This is a genomic window from Pseudoflavonifractor phocaeensis, assembly GCF_016901955.1.
GTDB classification, from domain to species: Bacteria; Bacillota; Clostridia; order Oscillospirales; family Oscillospiraceae; genus Flavonifractor; species Flavonifractor phocaeensis_A.
Map to the genome: position 1 here is coordinate 1 of NZ_JACJLC010000068.1, position 16,237 is coordinate 16,237.

General features: G+C 55.3%; 19 protein-coding genes and 1 CRISPR repeat array. Of the genes, 13 read left to right on the forward strand and 6 right to left on the reverse strand.

What is annotated here, in order from left to right; all coding sequences use genetic code 11:
• The 5 genes from H6B51_RS12945 to csm6 all read right to left on the reverse strand — a co-directional run.
• The coding region (locus tag H6B51_RS12945) for an IS66 family transposase zinc-finger binding domain-containing protein (RefSeq protein ID WP_204884092.1) at positions 1–346 on the reverse strand (346 nt) is incomplete at its 3' end.
• Between the two features lie 4 nt (positions 347–350).
• The gene (locus H6B51_RS12950) at positions 351–734 is read right to left on the reverse strand and encodes an IS66 family transposase (protein ID WP_204884093.1); all 384 of its coding nucleotides are present in this window, start codon (positions 732–734) and stop codon (positions 351–353) included.
• Positions 735–801: 67 nt separating this feature from the next.
• Positions 802–1,158: an IS66 family insertion sequence element accessory protein TnpB gene (tnpB, locus tag H6B51_RS12955; RefSeq protein WP_204884094.1), complete on the reverse strand. Its 357-nt coding sequence runs from the start codon at positions 1,156–1,158 to the stop codon at positions 802–804.
• Positions 1,152–1,472, reverse strand: a complete 321-nt coding sequence (gene tnpA, locus H6B51_RS12960) for an IS66 family insertion sequence element accessory protein TnpA (RefSeq protein ID WP_204884095.1) — start codon at positions 1,470–1,472, stop codon at positions 1,152–1,154. Before tnpA ends, tnpB begins: the two co-directional genes overlap by 7 nt.
• Positions 1,473–1,747: 275 nt before the next feature.
• Positions 1,748–3,088 carry a type III-A CRISPR-associated CARF protein Csm6 gene (gene csm6 / locus H6B51_RS12965; protein WP_204884096.1) on the reverse strand — a complete coding sequence of 447 codons (1,341 nt, stop codon included), beginning with the start codon at positions 3,086–3,088 and terminating at the stop codon, positions 1,748–1,750.
• Between the two features lie 35 nt (positions 3,089–3,123).
• Positions 3,124–4,226: a CRISPR direct-repeat array (repeat unit 33 nt; unit sequence GTTTCCGTCCCCTAGCGGGGTGTAGATTGTTTC).
• Positions 4,227–4,513: 287 nt separating this feature from the next.
• Here csm6 and cas10 point away from each other — a divergent pair.
• The 7 genes from cas10 (at position 4,514) to H6B51_RS13000 (ending at position 11,565) form a co-directional block, all read left to right on the forward strand.
• Positions 4,514–6,835, forward strand: a complete 2,322-nt coding sequence (gene cas10 / locus H6B51_RS12970) for a type III-A CRISPR-associated protein Cas10/Csm1 (protein ID WP_204884097.1) — start codon at positions 4,514–4,516, stop codon at positions 6,833–6,835.
• A gap of 47 nt (positions 6,836–6,882) precedes the next feature.
• Positions 6,883–7,344 (forward strand): type III-A CRISPR-associated protein Csm2, encoded by a 462-nt coding sequence (csm2, locus tag H6B51_RS12975; RefSeq protein WP_335342158.1) that lies wholly within the window; start codon positions 6,883–6,885, stop codon positions 7,342–7,344.
• 12 nt (positions 7,345–7,356) lie between these two features.
• A complete protein-coding gene (csm3, locus tag H6B51_RS12980; protein ID WP_204884099.1) occupies positions 7,357–8,037 on the forward strand; it encodes a type III-A CRISPR-associated RAMP protein Csm3 in 681 nt (226 codons plus the stop codon).
• A complete protein-coding gene (gene csm4, locus H6B51_RS12985) occupies positions 8,018–9,007 on the forward strand; it encodes a type III-A CRISPR-associated RAMP protein Csm4 (RefSeq protein WP_204884100.1) in 990 nt (329 codons plus the stop codon). The genes csm3 and csm4 overlap by 20 nt, the downstream gene beginning before the upstream one ends.
• A complete protein-coding gene (gene csm5, locus H6B51_RS12990; RefSeq protein ID WP_204884101.1) occupies positions 9,004–10,089 on the forward strand; it encodes a type III-A CRISPR-associated RAMP protein Csm5 in 1,086 nt (361 codons plus the stop codon). Before csm4 ends, csm5 begins: the two co-directional genes overlap by 4 nt.
• Positions 10,086–10,838: a CRISPR-associated endoribonuclease Cas6 gene (cas6, locus tag H6B51_RS12995; RefSeq protein ID WP_204884102.1), complete on the forward strand. Its 753-nt coding sequence runs from the start codon at positions 10,086–10,088 to the stop codon at positions 10,836–10,838. Before csm5 ends, cas6 begins: the two co-directional genes overlap by 4 nt.
• 487 nt (positions 10,839–11,325) lie before the next feature.
• The gene (locus H6B51_RS13000; protein WP_204884103.1) at positions 11,326–11,565 is read left to right on the forward strand and encodes a hypothetical protein; all 240 of its coding nucleotides are present in this window, start codon (positions 11,326–11,328) and stop codon (positions 11,563–11,565) included.
• A 211-nt stretch (positions 11,566–11,776) separates the two neighbouring features.
• Here H6B51_RS13000 and H6B51_RS13005 read toward each other — a convergent pair whose 3' ends face one another.
• Entirely contained in the window at positions 11,777–11,968 is a 192-nt protein-coding gene (locus H6B51_RS13005) for a helix-turn-helix domain-containing protein (RefSeq protein ID WP_204884104.1), read from the reverse strand.
• A 466-nt stretch (positions 11,969–12,434) separates the two neighbouring features.
• Here H6B51_RS13005 and H6B51_RS13010 point away from each other — a divergent pair, with 466 nt between their 5' ends.
• The 6 genes from H6B51_RS13010 to H6B51_RS13035 all read left to right on the forward strand — a co-directional run bounded on the left by H6B51_RS13010 (position 12,435) and on the right by H6B51_RS13035 (position 16,128).
• The gene (locus H6B51_RS13010) at positions 12,435–13,556 is read left to right on the forward strand and encodes an amidoligase family protein (protein WP_204884105.1); all 1,122 of its coding nucleotides are present in this window, start codon (positions 12,435–12,437) and stop codon (positions 13,554–13,556) included.
• Positions 13,556–14,467 carry a class II glutamine amidotransferase gene (locus H6B51_RS13015; protein ID WP_204884106.1) on the forward strand — a complete coding sequence of 304 codons (912 nt, stop codon included), beginning with the start codon at positions 13,556–13,558 and terminating at the stop codon, positions 14,465–14,467. Before H6B51_RS13010 ends, H6B51_RS13015 begins: the two co-directional genes overlap by 1 nt.
• Before the next feature lie 13 nt (positions 14,468–14,480).
• Entirely contained in the window at positions 14,481–14,846 is a 366-nt protein-coding gene (locus H6B51_RS13020) for a DUF3846 domain-containing protein (protein WP_204884107.1), read from the forward strand.
• 137 nt (positions 14,847–14,983) lie between these two features.
• Complete coding sequence (locus H6B51_RS13025; protein WP_204884108.1) at positions 14,984–15,550, forward strand: recombinase family protein; 567 nt, start codon at positions 14,984–14,986, stop codon at positions 15,548–15,550.
• A 73-nt stretch (positions 15,551–15,623) separates the two neighbouring features.
• Positions 15,624–15,959: a hypothetical protein gene (locus H6B51_RS13030; RefSeq protein ID WP_204884109.1), complete on the forward strand. Its 336-nt coding sequence runs from the start codon at positions 15,624–15,626 to the stop codon at positions 15,957–15,959.
• Positions 15,943–16,128: a helix-turn-helix domain-containing protein gene (locus H6B51_RS13035; protein ID WP_204884110.1), complete on the forward strand. Its 186-nt coding sequence runs from the start codon at positions 15,943–15,945 to the stop codon at positions 16,126–16,128. The genes H6B51_RS13030 and H6B51_RS13035 overlap by 17 nt, the downstream gene beginning before the upstream one ends.
• The last annotated feature ends 109 nt before the right edge of the window (positions 16,129–16,237 follow it).

The window sequence follows — 16,237 nt, forward strand, 5'->3', positions numbered from 1 at the left end:
CCTGGCGGTCAAACTCCTGCTCCAACCGGTACAGCGGGGAGTACATCACGTACTTCTGTACGGCGAGATGCGCAATGGCGGAGGGAGACGCAAAACTGCCGGGGATCACGGTGGGCTCCATAGGAGTGGGCACCACAATGGCTTCTCCGGTCTCTTTCTCGCAATGTTTGCAGGCGTAGGTGGGGTAGCGGTCCTCCCGCACCCAGAAATGGGCAGGCTCCATCTGGAGGCTGCGGTGGATCTCCACGCCAATCTCAACCAGTTCGCTGCCGCAGACGCTGCAAAGTCTCTCGTGTTCGGGCAGAGGATGCTCCACGACTTCTACAGGAGTCCCTTCCGGGATCACATCGTCAATGCTGCCCGGAACGGCGCTTGCGGGGCTTCTTCTGTTCGCTCTTTTTCACGGGCTCCACGCTGTCTGCATCCCAGGCCTCGGCCTCATTGAACAGATGGGCAAACTGCTCCATGACGATCTGGTCCAGCTGCTCAGAGGAGCTGCCAAACAGCTTCCTCTTGTTCAGCTTCAGCTGCTCCATCAGCCAGCGATTCTGCAAAAGGGACTGGGCCAGTTCGGCAGCCATTTTCTGATTCTCCTCAGCCAACTCGGCGGCCCTGGCGGCCAGCTTCTGGCTTTGCTCAGACAGCTCGGCGGTTTTAGCATCCAGCTGAGCCTGCATCGCTTCGTATTCCGCACGGGAAATGGTGATCATTTCCCGGTTACTTGTCTCATTCATTTCTGTACATTTCATAATAGCATTGTACCATAAATCGATGTAGATGTACAGAATTTACGAAGAATTTTTAAATGTTTTCCAACCCTCGGACTGGCCTGTGGGCCTTCGGTTGTTCCACATTCAACCCTTCCATGAGCCAGCGGTATTGCTGCGGCGTCAGCAGCCTGGCTTCCGCTTCACTGCGTGGCCATTGAAAGCTGCCGGACTCCAGGCGCTTGTACAGCAGCAGAAATCCATCCCCTTCCCAGTACAGCGCTTTGATCCGGTCTCGGCGGCGGCCGCAGAACAGAAACAGCGTGTTGGTGAACGGATCCAGCTGGAACTGCTGCTGAACGATGGTGGCCAGGCCATCAATGCCGCGGCGAAGGTCAGTGTAGCCGCAGGCAATGTAGACCTTGTCTGCTCCGGCAAAATCATTCAGCATGACTGTAGGATCCTCAGCAGCATGGCCGTTGTTTCAGCATCTGCTCCTGAATGGATGTCCACGGAAACATCCCCCAGACGCACGGTAGCCGAGATTCTGGCTGGCGGCGCCACACGCACCTCAGCAAACTGCGGTGCGTTTTGTGCCGCAAGAGAAAACAGCTTCTTTTGCCATTTGTAGTAGCTGGAGGAACTGACGCCATTGCCTTCGCACCAAGCCTTGACACCGATACCGCTGCCACGGCAGTCCGCGATCCGTTCACTCCAAACCGCAAGTTTCTCCTGGTGCTTCAGTGCCTGTAGATTTTTCTCCATAACTTTCTCCAGTCTCGGATAGTATCTTCCAGTCTCCGAGACTCTACGATACTATACGCTTTCATGGAGATATTTTCTCACAGTTGCCCCATTCCGACAATCCGCCGCCAGATTTGACGGTTACGCCCCTGACAATCACCTGTATGCAGCTTAAAACCGGCAGGATTTGGAATATCCTGCCGGTTTTTTCTTTTGAGTGGCAGTTAACAGCATAGAAATGGTGGCCTTTTTCGCTGTGAGACTTTTGAAGGTTAGGAACAGCATATCGCTTGGGCTTAGATTGCAGTGTCTGCATCCACCGGTAATGCTGTCATAGCCTTTTTGATGTGCTCATTCATCCGTTCATAAGAATCCCAAATTAAATTTGGACATTCCAAAACTTGACCGGCAGCAGACTGGATGAGCGTTAGGATTTGGCTGCTGGAACAGCCGCAGCTGCGCCGCACAAATTCTTCTGTCACAGGGACAATGGTGTGGGCAGCCAGATTGCGCGCGTTTTTTTCCACATCGCGGAGCATGAGTAAAGGCTGCTTTAAAGCCTGATCGTCCGACCATACTTCCAGGATTTTGCAGCACTGCTCAGACGCCAGAAATGTATCCTTATACCCCTTTGGGTAGGTATTATCCAGCAGGCGCAGTACCCTTCTACCGGTCTCGTCAGTATTTAACCTGTCACGGATCAACCGCTCCCGTCCGTCACAATAGCGGCGGATGGGGAGTTTAAGCTGGTGCTCCACCGCATAGAGGGAGAGGCGGTACAATGCCGGCGTCAGCCCTCGCAAGAAATCTACCAGCGCGCCTCGCTGCTGCCGGCTGCGCAAACCGATGAGATACTCAAAAATATCCCGTTCTTCGTCCCCTTTGGCTTTTGGAATCATTTTTTCTCTCAGCTCCAACGGCTGAATCCGGCGCCACTCCTGCCGTTCCCTCAGGCAGGCTGCCTCCAAAAGCTGTCTGGCCTGCAGCGGGAGAAGGTCGCCCATCTGCCGTCCAACCTCCAGTGCCGCCCGGTAGTCTCCTGCCTCCAGATGGGCCTCCAGAGCCTGCCCCTGGAGCTTGGCTCTCAGGTTCTCCGAATGCAGCACCCGGCAGCGGTCCACATAGTGCTCTGGCATCCGGTCCAGATCACACTCCCAATACAGCGCCAGGTCAAACTCCTGGGGATCCTCCCGGCGTCCGTTGTGCCTGCGGTTTGGGCTGTCCACCTGGATGCCCATCACCGGGAAGTCCAGCAGGTTGATGAGCACGGCCAGCGCGCTTTTCATTGCCGGTGTCCCGGAAGAGAGGTTAACCAAAATCCGATGTCTTGGGTAGGATCGGTGCAGGTTCCGCAGCAGCCTTTCAAAATCCTGATAAAAGACATCAAAAATGTGGGGATTTTCCAGCCCTGGGCGCTCCTCGCTGAGAATTTCCATGGGAAAGCCATCCTCCTCCGCCAGCAGCCGGAGGGCAGCCCGGTAGCGGTCATCCCGGGCCTGGTGCTCCACCATCTCCTTGGAGAGATAGAGCATCACGCGGTCCGGGTGATACCGGCGGCAAATGTGGAGCAGGCCCCCGTCCCGCTCGAAGGAGATGGGGTCAGTTCCTCCCACAGGGGAGAAGAGAAGGTCAGCCATGTCTATGGACCTCCTTGTAATATGCATAGCTGCTTTGGTTCGTCCCCTAGCGGGGTGTTGATTGTTTCCGTTTGTTCATGGCTTTATTTATGGCCTCTTAATGTTTCCGTCCCCTAGCGGGGAGTAGGTTGTTTCTTTGGCCCTGGAAATTTTGAAATTGAGATGGAGTAGTTTCTGTCCCCTTACGGGGTGAAGGTTGTTTCAAAACTTTTCCGTTTATTTTTGCCCTCTTTATGTTTCCGTCCCCTAGCGGGGTGTAGATTATTTCGCACGATATTAGAGGCCGATTATAGCCGCCATTAGTTACCGTCCCCTAGCGGGATGTAGATTGTTTCTGTTGCTCAATAAAATCATCATCATGGGCCGATGGTTACCGTCCCCTAGCGGGGTGTAGATTGTTTCCGGTATGATGCAGAAATTGTGGCGCTAGAGACCGCAGTTTCCGTCCCCTAGCGGGGTGTAGATTGTTTCATCTCACTATCTGTCAATGGGCCTTATTTCCAAGTTTCCGTCCCCTAGCGGGGTGTAGATTGTTTCTAGTGGAATATGGAGTTATCCATATATGGGCAAAAGTTTCCGTCCCCTAGCGGGGTGTAGATTGTTTCTGTAGACATCCTCGCAGATTGGAGGCGTGGAAATGTTTCCGTCCCCTAGCGGGGTGTAGATTGTTTCTGAAGCTTATAGTTTATTAGACCCACAATTAGGTTTCCGTCCCCTAGCGGGGTGTAGATTGTTTCTGGAGGAAGCTACATGTTAGATATTATTTTAATGTTTCCGTCCCCTAGCGGGGTGTAGATTGTTTCTTTAAGGAGGAAGTAAAATGAATATAGGAGCCATTGTTTCCGTCCCCTAGCGGGGTGTAGATTGTTTCGGTATCCACAGGCCAAAGCAAAGCATGGATCTGGTTTCCGTCCCCTAGCGGGGTGTAGATTGTTTCGGCTACCGGCTTAAAAACGTCCCTGCTGTCATAAAGTTTCCGTCCCCTAGCGGGGTGTAGATTGTTTCCTGTTGCGTTTTACTCTGGAGAATCAAAGGAACAGTTTCCGTCCCCTAGCGGGGTGTAGATTGTTTCAACCGTTTTCAATGCCCCATCTCAAGTCGCGCTGTTTCCGTCCCCTAGCGGGGTGTAGATTGTTTCGGCAATTATAGATAAAAATGCAGCTAAAATACGCAAAAAATTAGATGATATACATAAAACCGACAGGCAGCCATACCCGCTTTAAAATAGAATATCGATCAAACGGGAAAAAATCAGGTGCGAACCTACCTGTATCAGCCATATACAACAGTATTATATCATCCCCTTCGCACCTATACAACGCAAAAAATGGTGTTTTTTGGAGTCGTGGCTTGCGCAGGCCAATAAGATATGGTAAACTACAGGCAATCTATACAGATAATGTGATAATTCGGGAGGAAAATCAGGTGAAACGACGGACTGTTTTGGTCACCTTTGGTGCGCTCCTCCATGATATCGGAAAAATTGCTTACCGTGCAGGCGAGCCAGGAACGCACAGCAGCTCGGGATATCGCCTGCTGCGGGAGCTGTTCCAGCAGCAAGAGGTCCTGGACTGCGTGCGATACCACCACGAGAGCGCACTGCGTGCGGCGAAGCTGGCGCCGGATGCCCTGGCCTATGCGGTCAATCTGGCTGACAATATCAGCGCCGCTGCCGACCGCCGAGAGGAGGAAGGGGAGCAAGAGGGCGGTTTTGACCGCACCCTGCCTCTGGAGAGCATCTTCAACCACCTCAACGGCAGAAACAACACCCTGGCCCTTCCGCCTAACCAGACGGAAGGAGTCATGCCGGAGCCCCAGGAGGGTATTCACCTGGAGCAAAGTGAATATATCCGGCTTCTTCGGGAACTGCGGGAAGGGCTGAAGGGAATTGTTTTAGAGCCCCAATATCTGAACTCTCTTCTGGCCCTGCTGGAGGGGTGGACTTCCAGCGTGCCGTCCAGCACAGCCCGGGCTGAGCGGACAGACATATCCCTCTACGACCACGTAAAGGTGGCGGCAGCCGTGGGGGCCTGCATCAGCGAGTATTTGGAGGATGGGGGACGTCTGGACTGGAAACGGGAGCTTTTGGATCACCAGCGGGAGTTCTGTAAGGAGGAGGCATTCCTTCTCTTCTCCGCGGATCTCTCCGGCATCCAGTCCTTCCTGTACACGGTGACGACGGAGCAGGCTCTGCGCTCTCTGCGCAGCCGCTCCTTCTATCTGGAACTGCTGATGGAGCATGTGATCGACCTGCTGCTGGAGGGCTGCGGCCTCTGCCGGACCAATCTGCTCTACAGCGGCGGTGGACATTGCTACCTGCTGCTGCCCAACACAGAGAACGTACGGCAGACGCTGGAGTCCTGCATGAATCAGGTCCGGGACTATCTGCGGACGGAATTCGGCACCCAGCTCTATCTGGCCGCGGCTTGGGCGCCCTGCTCGGCGGATACCTTGGTCAACCGGCCAGCGCAGGAGGCCCCCTATCAGGCGCTCTACCGCCGCCTGTCCCTGCGTCTGGCCGAACAAAAACTCCACCGCTATACGGCGGCGGAACTGCGGGCCATGAACCGGCCGGAGGAGGCCCCCGCCGCGCGGGAGTGCAAGGTCTGCGGCAGGTCGGACCGGGTGGATGACGAAGGACGCTGCCCCTGGTGCAGCCGTTTTGTCCGTATGTCCCGGCCAATTCAGGAAAAGGACGTCTATCTGGTGAGCCACAGGGAGAGCGCAGACGCCCTGCCGTTGCCTGGCGGGCTGTACCTCTCCTTTGCGGATGAGAAGGAGGCGCGGGAAGCCCTCCGTACCGACCCTGAAATCCTGCGGGTTTATACCAAAAACCGCCTCCACACCGGACTGAGTTATGCCACCCGTCTTCACGTGGGGGACTATCACGCCAGCAACCTGATGGAGGAGCTGGCGGACCAGGCTCAGGGCATCCGGAGGCTGGCAGTATGCCGGGCGGATGTGGACAACCTGGGTGCCACCTTTGTCTCAGGCTTTGAACAGGAGGGCCCTCAGCGCAACCGCTATGTTACCCTGTCCCGGACTGCTGCACTGTCCCGGGCACTATCCATCTTTTTCCGCAGTTACATCAACAATATCCTGGCGGGCGACGGTAAGGTAAACCGCGCCCTGCCGGTGTCTATTGTGTATTCCGGGGGCGACGATGTGTTCCTGGTGGGTGCGTGGGACGGCTTGCTGGAGGGGGCGCTGCGCATCCGGGATGCTTTTTCCCGATTCACTGGCAATGCCCTCTCCCTCTCCGCAGGGCTGACACTTCATACCAGGACGTATCCCATCCGGCAAGCGGCTTTGGAAACCGAAGAGCTGGAGCAAGAGGCCAAGTCGTTTGACGGACGGAAGGACGCCATCTCCCTGTTTGCTGCCCGCCAGGGGTTTGTGTATCACTGGACAGACTTCACTTCGTTGGTTCTTGGGGAGAAACTGTCCTGCCTGCGGACCTTCTTTGACGGACAGTCTGACGAAGAATGGGGTAGAGGCAAGGCGTTCCTATATCATCTGTTGGCGCTGATCCGTAACTGTGAGCAGCCAATCAACCTGGCCCGCTTTGCTTACCTTTTGGCCAGAATGGAGCCTGGCGAGCGATCTTTGCCGGCTCACCAGGCGGCATACCGCGATTTTTCCAAGCGGATGTATCAGTGGTACCGCAGGCCGGAGGAACGGCAGCAGCTGATCACTGCCATCTACCTCTATGTCTACCAGACCAGAAAACAGGAGGAGATCTTGTGAATATGTCAGATGCATTCCAAAAGGCATATCAGAACAGCGGCAAGCCCATGCCGCACCAAGGCGGCAGGTCTGTACCCCAGCGACCGGCTGGTTTAGAGCAGAAGCAAAAGGTTGAGTCCCCAATACCCCTTCCGGCCAATTTTGTGGACGAGGCAGAGCGGCTTATGCAAGAAAATAATAAGCTGCCCAAGGACGATAAGCACAGGTTTGACATTACCACCAGCAAGATCCGCAATCTGCTGAGCTTGGCCACCGAGATATACCACCAGGAGTATCTGCGTAACGAGCCGAAGCTGCTGGAGGAAAGCCTGTATCAGATCCAGATGATGCGGGTCCGGATGCTCTACGAGGCGGGACGGGAGCCGGCGGTCAAAACCTTCCTGGCGCAAAGCCATCTGATCGGTTATCTGAAGGATATTGGGGATGACCGGATGAAATTGATCCGCTATACCCAGTATCTGGAGGCCCTGGTAGCCTATCACCGCTATTTCGGCGGCAGAGAGAATTGAGGAGGCGCCGCTATGTACGGAAAGATTCTGATCCAGTGTGAATTGGAGCTGCTCACCGGTATGCACATCGGCGGCGGCGCCGCGTTTTCTGCCATTGGAGCAGTGGATAAGCCGGTCATTCGAGATCCCGCTACCAATGACCCCGTTCTCCCCGGCAGCAGTCTGAAGGGAAAGTTGCGTACCCTGCTGGCGCGCAGCATCTCCCAGGATATCACCAATATGCCGGACTATAAGAATGACGGTCCGGTCCTTTGCCGCCTGTTTGGAGCCAGCGCACCACAAATCATCCACTCACGCCTGCAGTTCAGTGACTGTTTTGTCCAGAACAAGGAGCACTTCCGCGCCATTGGACTCACCGAAGTCAAGGCGGAAAACGCTATCAATCGGGCTACTTCCGTGGCAAATCCCAGGCAAATCGAGCGGGTCATCAGCGGCGTCGTGTTTGGGGTCAATATTGTCTATGACGCCATGGAGGAATGTGAGGTCCGCGAGGATTTTACCTACCTGGCCCGGGGTATGAAGCTGCTCCAGTTCGACTATCTGGGTGGGCACGGTACGCGAGGCTACGGCCGGGTTCGATTCCGTAATCTAAAGCTGACACCCTTAGCGTGCAGCCTTTCCACAGAGTTAATTACAGAGCTGGCCGAAATGCTGCAAAAGGAAGTGGAGGACTGTGAACTATTCCGCCTTTAAGCTGCGATTTACCGCACCTGTCCACTTTGGTCAGGATTCTGCCCGCTCATTGGAACTGACCAAACCATATTTCTGTGCCGATACGCTGTTTTCCGCCCTGTGCCATACCGCACTGCTGACAGAGGGCGATCAGGCTGTGGAGTACCTCTGCAGCGCTGCGGCCAAAGGGGCCTTGTTGCTTAGCGATGGGATGCCATGGCATGAGGGAGAGGCGCAGGAGGAAGATCAGCTCTACCTGCCCAGACCGTTTTTGAACCCTGTACATCGCGCTGAAGTGTTGCCGTCAGAGCGCAAAAAATTGAAAAAAATAAAGTACATTCCTGCCAATGCCTATGGAGCGTACCTGTCCTCTCTGGCGGGTGGGCCTTATCTGGATTGCACCCAATTTTCACAGGACTTTGGGATGCAACATGAGGTCACAAAAGCCAGCGTTCCGGAGAATGGAGACGCTGTGCCCTATTTCGTAGGGCTTTTCACCTTCGAGCCCAACTGTGGGATTTACTTTTTAATGGGTTGGGAAGAGGATGAACTGCGAGATAGGGTCGGAACATGGCTGGAACTATTGGGAATGACTGGTGTGGGCGGAAAAATCAGCAGCGGGTATGGAACCTTTTGCGTGTATGATACCATTGAACTGGATGTTGGGTTTGACTGCGGAACGGAATGGCTCGTCCAAGCATTGAACGCAGAGGATGCTCCCACGCACATTACGCTGTCCTCCTGCCTGCCCGCAGATAGCGAGCTGGACGAGGCAATGGCTGAGGCCAGCTATCAACTGCTTCGGAAAGGCGGATTCATCCATGACCCTAGGGGAGATGGACAGCCAGTCAAAAAGCAGACACAATGCGTCTTTCAGGCAGGCTCCGTATTTAGTCGGCGGTTCCGCGGTGAGCTGAGTATAGTAGGCACGACCAGGGGGCATCCGGTTTACCGCTATAACCGTCCGCTCTGGCTGGGGGTGAAGCTATGATTCGGATGGAACATCTGGAAGAGTATTGCTTAAATTTGACTGCTTTCGGGCCAGTTTTTGTTGGATGCGGTAAGATATACGGAAAGAATAGTTACCTCTTTGACCCACGAACCAAACGGGTCTCCTTTATTCAGGAGGAGGCTTTGTTCCGCTGGCTGGTGCAAACGGGACATGTTGATTCCTATGAAGAGGCTGTCCTATGCGGGAGACCGTTCAACTTGGCTCAGTTTCTGCGGCAGTGCGGTATTTCAGACAAGGAACGTCACGCTTTGATCCGCTATGAGGTCAGTGCCGGAGAGATTCTGGACGAGACCCACAGTCTAAAGCAAATCCACGCCTTTATGCGGGATGGTCAGGGGCGGGCTTACGTTCCAGGTAGTTCCGTAAAAGGCGCGCTGCGAACCGCACTTCTCCACGCAATTCTGATTCGTGATGACAGCGGCAAAGAAAGAAACTTGAAACCGGTCAGAAAAAGCTATGAAATTGCTGAGAGCGATTATTTTAACACATTGAAGCTGAAGAATAGTCGGCCGGGAGATATGGTAAACAGCATCATGAGAGGCATCTCTGTTGCGGACAGCAAGCCGCTGCCTGACACCACATTGATATTGTCTAACAAATTGGATATAAATCCAGATGGTCGGCTCAGTCTTCCTAATCTCGTCCGGGAATGCATCGCGCCTGGAACGGAACTCACTTTCCGTCTGACTCTGGATCGTTCCGTTCTGGGCAAGAATTGGACCTTGGAGCAGTTGAAACAGGATATTGCCTTGTTCAGCCAGTATTATCAGAATACGTTTCAAACACGGTTTCCAGAACCTCAGGGAGGACGTATTTCCAATGGAAATTTTCTGCTTCTTGGCGGGGGGAGCGGATTTTTTGGTAAGACAGCAGTATATCCTCTCTTGGGTTATGAGAGAGCATCCCAGTTCACGCAGAAGCAGATGCAACAGGTATTCCGTAATCATAAACACGAGCAGGACCTGCGGCGCTACCGCATTTCGCCCCACTGTATGAAATATACCTGGACCCGGCATGGAACAAGGGAGTTTGGACTTTGTAAGGTGGAGATTCAGGAATGATATGGTATCAGTTCGAGGCCACGACCCCGGAAGGGATCGTGGCCCACAGTTCCTGGGGGTATTGGCTGTATTCCGCGCTAAATGAATCAGTTTCACCTGAAATGGCGGAGATCTGGCATCAACAAATTTCCATACCGTTCAGTCAGTATTTTTACCCTGAAAGAGAGAGGAACAGGGCCCGTTGGAATATTACTGTGTTTTCAGAGGAAGCAGAGAACGTCCTTTTACCGGTTCTGGAGCAGCGCCAAGCGCTTTTTCTTCGGGAGCCCGCATGTTCGCTTCCGCTGCGCATAATAGAGAAACGAGCTTTCCCTAGTGGAAGCGACTTTTTGGATTGCGCGGCAGCACTTGAAGACCGCAGGCGGCACACCATACAGTTCTGGACGCCGACAGCTTTCAAGCATAACGAAACCTATCAGATCTTTCCCGACATCCATCAAATGCTTCAGAGTTTGGTGCGGCGCTGGAATCAGCTCATGCCGGAGTATCCGCTTCTGGATGAAGATGCCCTTCGTATGCTGGAGACACAGATTTGGATTCAAGATTACCGCCTTCAGAGCCGACGGTTTGATCTAAAAGGACACCGTGTTCCAGGATTCATAGGAACTATCTGGGTGCGAAATCGGTTACCTGCGCCACTCCTGGAAGTCTGGAAGGTTCTCTTGCTCTTTGGGGTGTATGCGGGTGTTGGAATCAAAACCGCCTTGGGTATGGGAGGAATCTCCTGTCCAGAACTGACCAATCATTGACTATAAGTAATGTCTGCTGAACAACCGATAATTTTTTCTGGGGCCAGAAAATGACGAGCAAACAAGTAAGCAGGTGCAAGAGGGCGCACTGAATCCTGCGGAGATGGTAGTCAAACCGGTCAGAGGAGCGCAAAAGCAGCCCATCAGTTTGAGTGTCGTGTTGTATCTAACTTGAAGATGTGTTCAAAAAGAAATACCTTGTGACGCATAGAGGGGAATTCCAGCTAATATCCCCCGTCGCCCTGACCGCTATTAAAAATCCAAGGAAATAAGAGTTCCCAGAACGCATTGACTAAAATGACCGCCCCGATCAAGGTGATCCAGATGCAGATCCTCCTGTTCGTCCCCACCACCCAGGGGCAGTGGGGCCTGCGATTTGACAGTTTCTGGCCCAGGCTCTGGAGCTGGTGCCGCTCCGGACGGAGGAACCGATACCTCCACCCGCATTGGTGGAGCAACTTAGCAGCCTCACGCCTAAGGCATTTCCGTGGAGATGTTGGAGACGCTGGCGGCCTACTACCTTGCCAATAAGCCGGAGGACTCCGACTGGGTGGTGCTGCCGGCGGCCAACTTTGACGCATATTTCGGCACCACCAGCTTTGGGCAGAAGTATCTGAAACAAATCCTGAAGACCATTTTAGAGCGAGCCGAAACAGGCTTTGGACTGTACCGGTATTGGTTTGGCAATCTCCGGGCGTATAAAAAGGCCGCCATCTATCCGTCATGAGAAGTGTCATTTCCAAGGTGCATGTCCTTGGAAATGGATTTTGATTTTATTCTGCGGCCTGCGGGCCGCAGCTGCGCAGCCGTCGGCAGCTTTGCTGCCTTACGGATGCGGCGTACCCCTTGCGGGTAAACTCTGCGAGGCTTCCTCTGAGGGAGGTTTTTCGACAGACTGATGAATCCCTGGACGGCTATGTCCAGGGAGTCATTGTGTTTCAAAATGAAGTCAGCTTGGATTTTCCACAAATAAACTCTATGACCGACTGCTTGGGAATCCGCCACACCCGACCGTTCCGGAAGGCCTTCAGTTCTCCGGAGCCCAGAAGGGCGTAAAGAGCGTTTTTTCCCATTTTAAGTACCTCGCAGGCCTCTTCAGCAGTGAGCAGATCATCGTACTGTTCCAGCATCCCAAAACTCCTTTCCGCGGTGCGGGCAATCCCAAACGGTACACATGGGGCATTGACAACCTGGCTGACAATCCGGGTGTTTCGGCTGATTCCGTCCCCGGCGTCTGGTCTGGTTCTCAAAAGCTCCCGCATTTTTCAGTTCCTGCACGATGGCTGGTTCCGTTCGGTTCAACTCCAGCGCCAGATCTGAAATCCCCTCACCGGATTCAAAATCACGGAGCAGCTTCTCCCGCTCCTCTTTGCTCCAGTATTGCCCGGAGCGTTCACAGGGCCGCTCCCCGCTGCGCAGGGCGGCCAGGGCTTCTTCTCGCGTTGTCAAGCGTTATCAACTCTCCTTTCTTTGGATTTATTGATATGTTTGTTGATTAAAACTTACCAAAGCGCAAATTGACCCCTTTTTGATTACATATTATCCCCATGAATGACCCCGAGGCGATCGGGGGGTAAAATCATGGAGGTAATGACGATGAAAGAACAAAGAACCTGCGGCCTGTGCGGAGCGCCCCACCCTTTGGAAGAGCTGCACCCATTTGACGGCCTGGAGCTCTGCGCCCACTGCCTGGACCAGCGGACGCTGGTCTGCCGCCACTGCGGGGAACGGATCTGGGCCCAGGACAACGTCGGCAGCGGCGAGGCCCCCCTCTGCCAGGCGTGCTATGACGACCACTACACCAACTGCTGCCGGTGCGGCGCACTGCTCCACGAGTCCCAAGCCTACTACGCCGAGGACGACGACTATGACGAATACCCGTACTGTTCGGACTGCTTCCACACCCTGCCCAACGCCTCTCCCATCCACGACTACTATTACAAGCCCACGCCTGTCTTTCATGGGACAGGCCCGCGCTTTTTCGGCGTGGAGCTGGAGATCGACGGGGCCGGCGAGCTGCTCCGCAATGCCCGCTCGCTGCTGGAGATCGGCAACCGGGACGAGGACTGCCTTTACATCAAGCACGACGGCTCCCTGGACGACGGCCTGGAGCTGGTGACCCACCCCGCCAGCCTGGACTACCAGCTTCGCCATGTCCCGTGGACAGAGCTGTGCAGGAAGGCGGTATCCCTGGGCTACCTCAGCCACCGGGCCAACACCTGCGGCCTGCATATCCACGTGAGCCGGGAGGCCTTCGGGGCTGAGAGCTGGGAACAGGATCTGGCCATCGCCAGGGTGCTCTACTTCTTTGAAAAGCACTGGGAGGAGCTGCTGAAGTTTTCCCGACGGACGCCCCGGCAGCTGGAGCGGTGGGCGGCCCGCTACGGCTACAAGGAACAGCCCATGGAGATCCTGGACTACGCCAAGAAAGGTTACCACGGTGGCCGTTACACCTGCGTCAACCTGCAAAACACCCACACCGTAGAGTTCCGGATGTTCCGGGGAACCCTGAAAGCCAATACCATCTTCGCCACATTGCAGATGCTGGACCGGATCTGCGATGCGGCCATTTTTTTGTCCGATGATGAGATCAAGTCGCTGGCCTGGACTACCTTCGTCTCCGGCATCCAGCAGGACCGGTACCCGGAGCTGGTGCAGTACCTGAAGGAGCGGCGGCTCTATGTGAACGAGCCGGTGGAGAGCGAGGTGGAGGACTGATGTGCTGCCTGTTTGGCCTCATAGACTGTCGCCATACCCTGACCGGCCGCCAGAAGTCCAGGCTGGTTTCCTGCCTGGCGCTGGAGAGCGAGGCCAGGGGAACCGACGCCGCGGGCATCGCCTATAACTCCGCCGGCCGCCTGCGGATCTACAAGCGCCCTGGCCCCGCCCATCTGCTCCGGTTCCACATTCCAAACGATGCCCGGGTGGTGATGGGCCATACCCGCCTCACCACCCAAGGCAATGCCGGGCACAATCGGAACAACCACCCCTTCGCCGGGCAGGTGCCGGGGAGCCGGTTTGCCCTGGCTCACAACGGTGTCCTCTACAACGACCTGTCCCTGCGCAGAAGCCACAGCCTGCCCCGCACCCGGATCGAGACCGACAGCTATGTGGCGGTGCAGCTCATCGAACAGCAAAGAGCCCTCACACCGGCCAGCCTGCGACAGATGGCGGAGACGGTGGAGGGCTCTTTTGTGTTTACCGTGCTGGATGAGCGGGACGATCTGTATGTGATTAAGGGGGACAACCCCTTCTGCCTGCTCCATTTCCCAAGGCTGGGGCTGTACCTCTATGCCTCCACGGAGGCCATTCTGCGGCAGGCGGTGGCCCGTACCTGGCTGCGGTGGGAGCAGGCGGAGGAGGTGGCCATCGGCAGCGGCGACATTCTGCGCATCAACCGGCGGGGAGAAGTGCAGACGGACCACTTTGAGATGGGGTGGACGATGTACCCTCATGGAAGAAGCTGGGGGCGGTTTTCCTCCTGCCTGCCCGAGCCGCGCTACCTGGAGCAGTTGAAAAGCGTGGCGGCCTCCTTTGGATATGCCCCGGAGCAGATCGACCAGCTTCTGCAGGAGGGGTGGTCCACCGACGAGATCGAGGACGCCCTGTATGGCTATGACTATCTGTGAGAGGTGAGATGATATGCGGGTATTGATCGTGGAATCCGGAAAGGCCCCCCGCCAAAGTGAGATCAGGCGGAATCTGGCGTCCATGCAAAAGGTGGTGGGCGGTACCATACAGGTGTTGTACCCCTTTGAGGAGCCGGTGGCTCTGGTGTGCAACGACGAGGGCAAGCTGCTGGGCCTGCCTGCCAACCGGGCCCTGCGGGATTCTGCCGGGAATCTGTATGATATTGTGTGCGGCACTTTTTTCCTCTGCGGCGCGCCACCGGACGGCGAAGATTTCATCAGCCTGACAGAGGAACAGCTGGAACAGTATCGGCAGAGATTTCTCTGCCCGGAGCTCTTTCTGAACCTGGGCGGGGAGATCCTCTGCCTGCCGCTGTGAGTGGAAAAAACGAAGGTTTTTGGAACAGGGACCGGAGCTGGGCACAGAAGCCCGTTCCGGCCCCTGTTTTGGTTCCAGAAGCCGTTTCAAAATCTATGTGTCGTTTCCCAACCCTTTTTGAGACAGGAGTGGCTGTCATGAACCATCAGAAAATCGGCTATGCCAGAGTATCCACCGCTGACCAGAACCTGGAGCGGCAGCTGGACCTGCTCCGGCAGTATGGCGTGGAACTAATATTTCAGGAGAAGATGACCGGGACCAAGCGGGACAGGCCGGAGCTGAACAGGCTGCTGGCCCATGTGGCCCAGGGCGATACTGTGGTGGTGGAATCCCTGTCCAGGCTGGGCAGGAGCACCAAGGATCTCATCGAACTGGTGGAGCTGCTGAAAGAAAAGGGTGTGCAGCTGGTGAGCCTGAAGGAACAGATCGACACCAGTACCCCCACTGGAACCCTGCTCTTTACCCTGATGTCGGCCCTGGCCCAGTTTGAACGGGATGTGATCGCCGAGCGCACCATGGAGGGGCTGAAGGCTGCCCGGGCCAGGGGCAGGAAGGGTGGCCGCCCCCGCTGCGATCCCCATAAGCTCCGGCAGGCGCTGAAGCTCTACGAGGCAGGCCAGCATACGGTAGCGGAGATCGAGGAGCTGACCGGGATCAAAAAGGCCACCCTCTACCGGGCACGCAAAACGCATCTGGGGCCATAGGGACAGCAAAACCTCCTTTGTCATTTTTTACAACCTAACATAAAAGTAAAACTATATGAAGGAGGTTTTAGCAATGCTAAACCATTTGGAAAATGAACGAGATTTTTTGAAAGCCTTACGGGAGGGAACGATCCCTTCTGAACGATCCAGAGAATACTGGACCGACGAGGAAAAAGAGGAACTGCGTCAATACTTTTTGGATGGCGAGGGGATCTCCCAGATCGCCATTGCCCTTCAGCGGTCTGAAAACGCCATCGTACAGCAGCTGATTGCCTTAAAATGGTTTATCCCGACGGGGACGGCTGGCTCGCGGTCCGGCAGGGATCACAAGTGCCGCTGTCCACGTTGGAAAGAAAACGGATGCCCTTTTTACATAGGAGGTGGCTGCCGCTATGCTGGAGAGCTGTGATGACCTTCTGACTGCTGAGGAGGCCTGTGAGGTGTTGAAAATCGGCAAAAACGCGCTCTATGAGCTGCTGGGCGCCGGAACCTTAAAGGGGTTTCGGAATGGCCGGGTCTGGAGGATCCCGAAACAGGCCATCGTCGAATACATCAAGGCCCAAGCCAAGCTCAGCTGAAATGAACACATCCACCAGCGAAGCTGGTGGTTGTCACTATGCGGGCATAGCCCTTTGTTCCTCGCGGACGCGTACAACGCGTAATACGATCTGCCAACTGCGTAAGGAC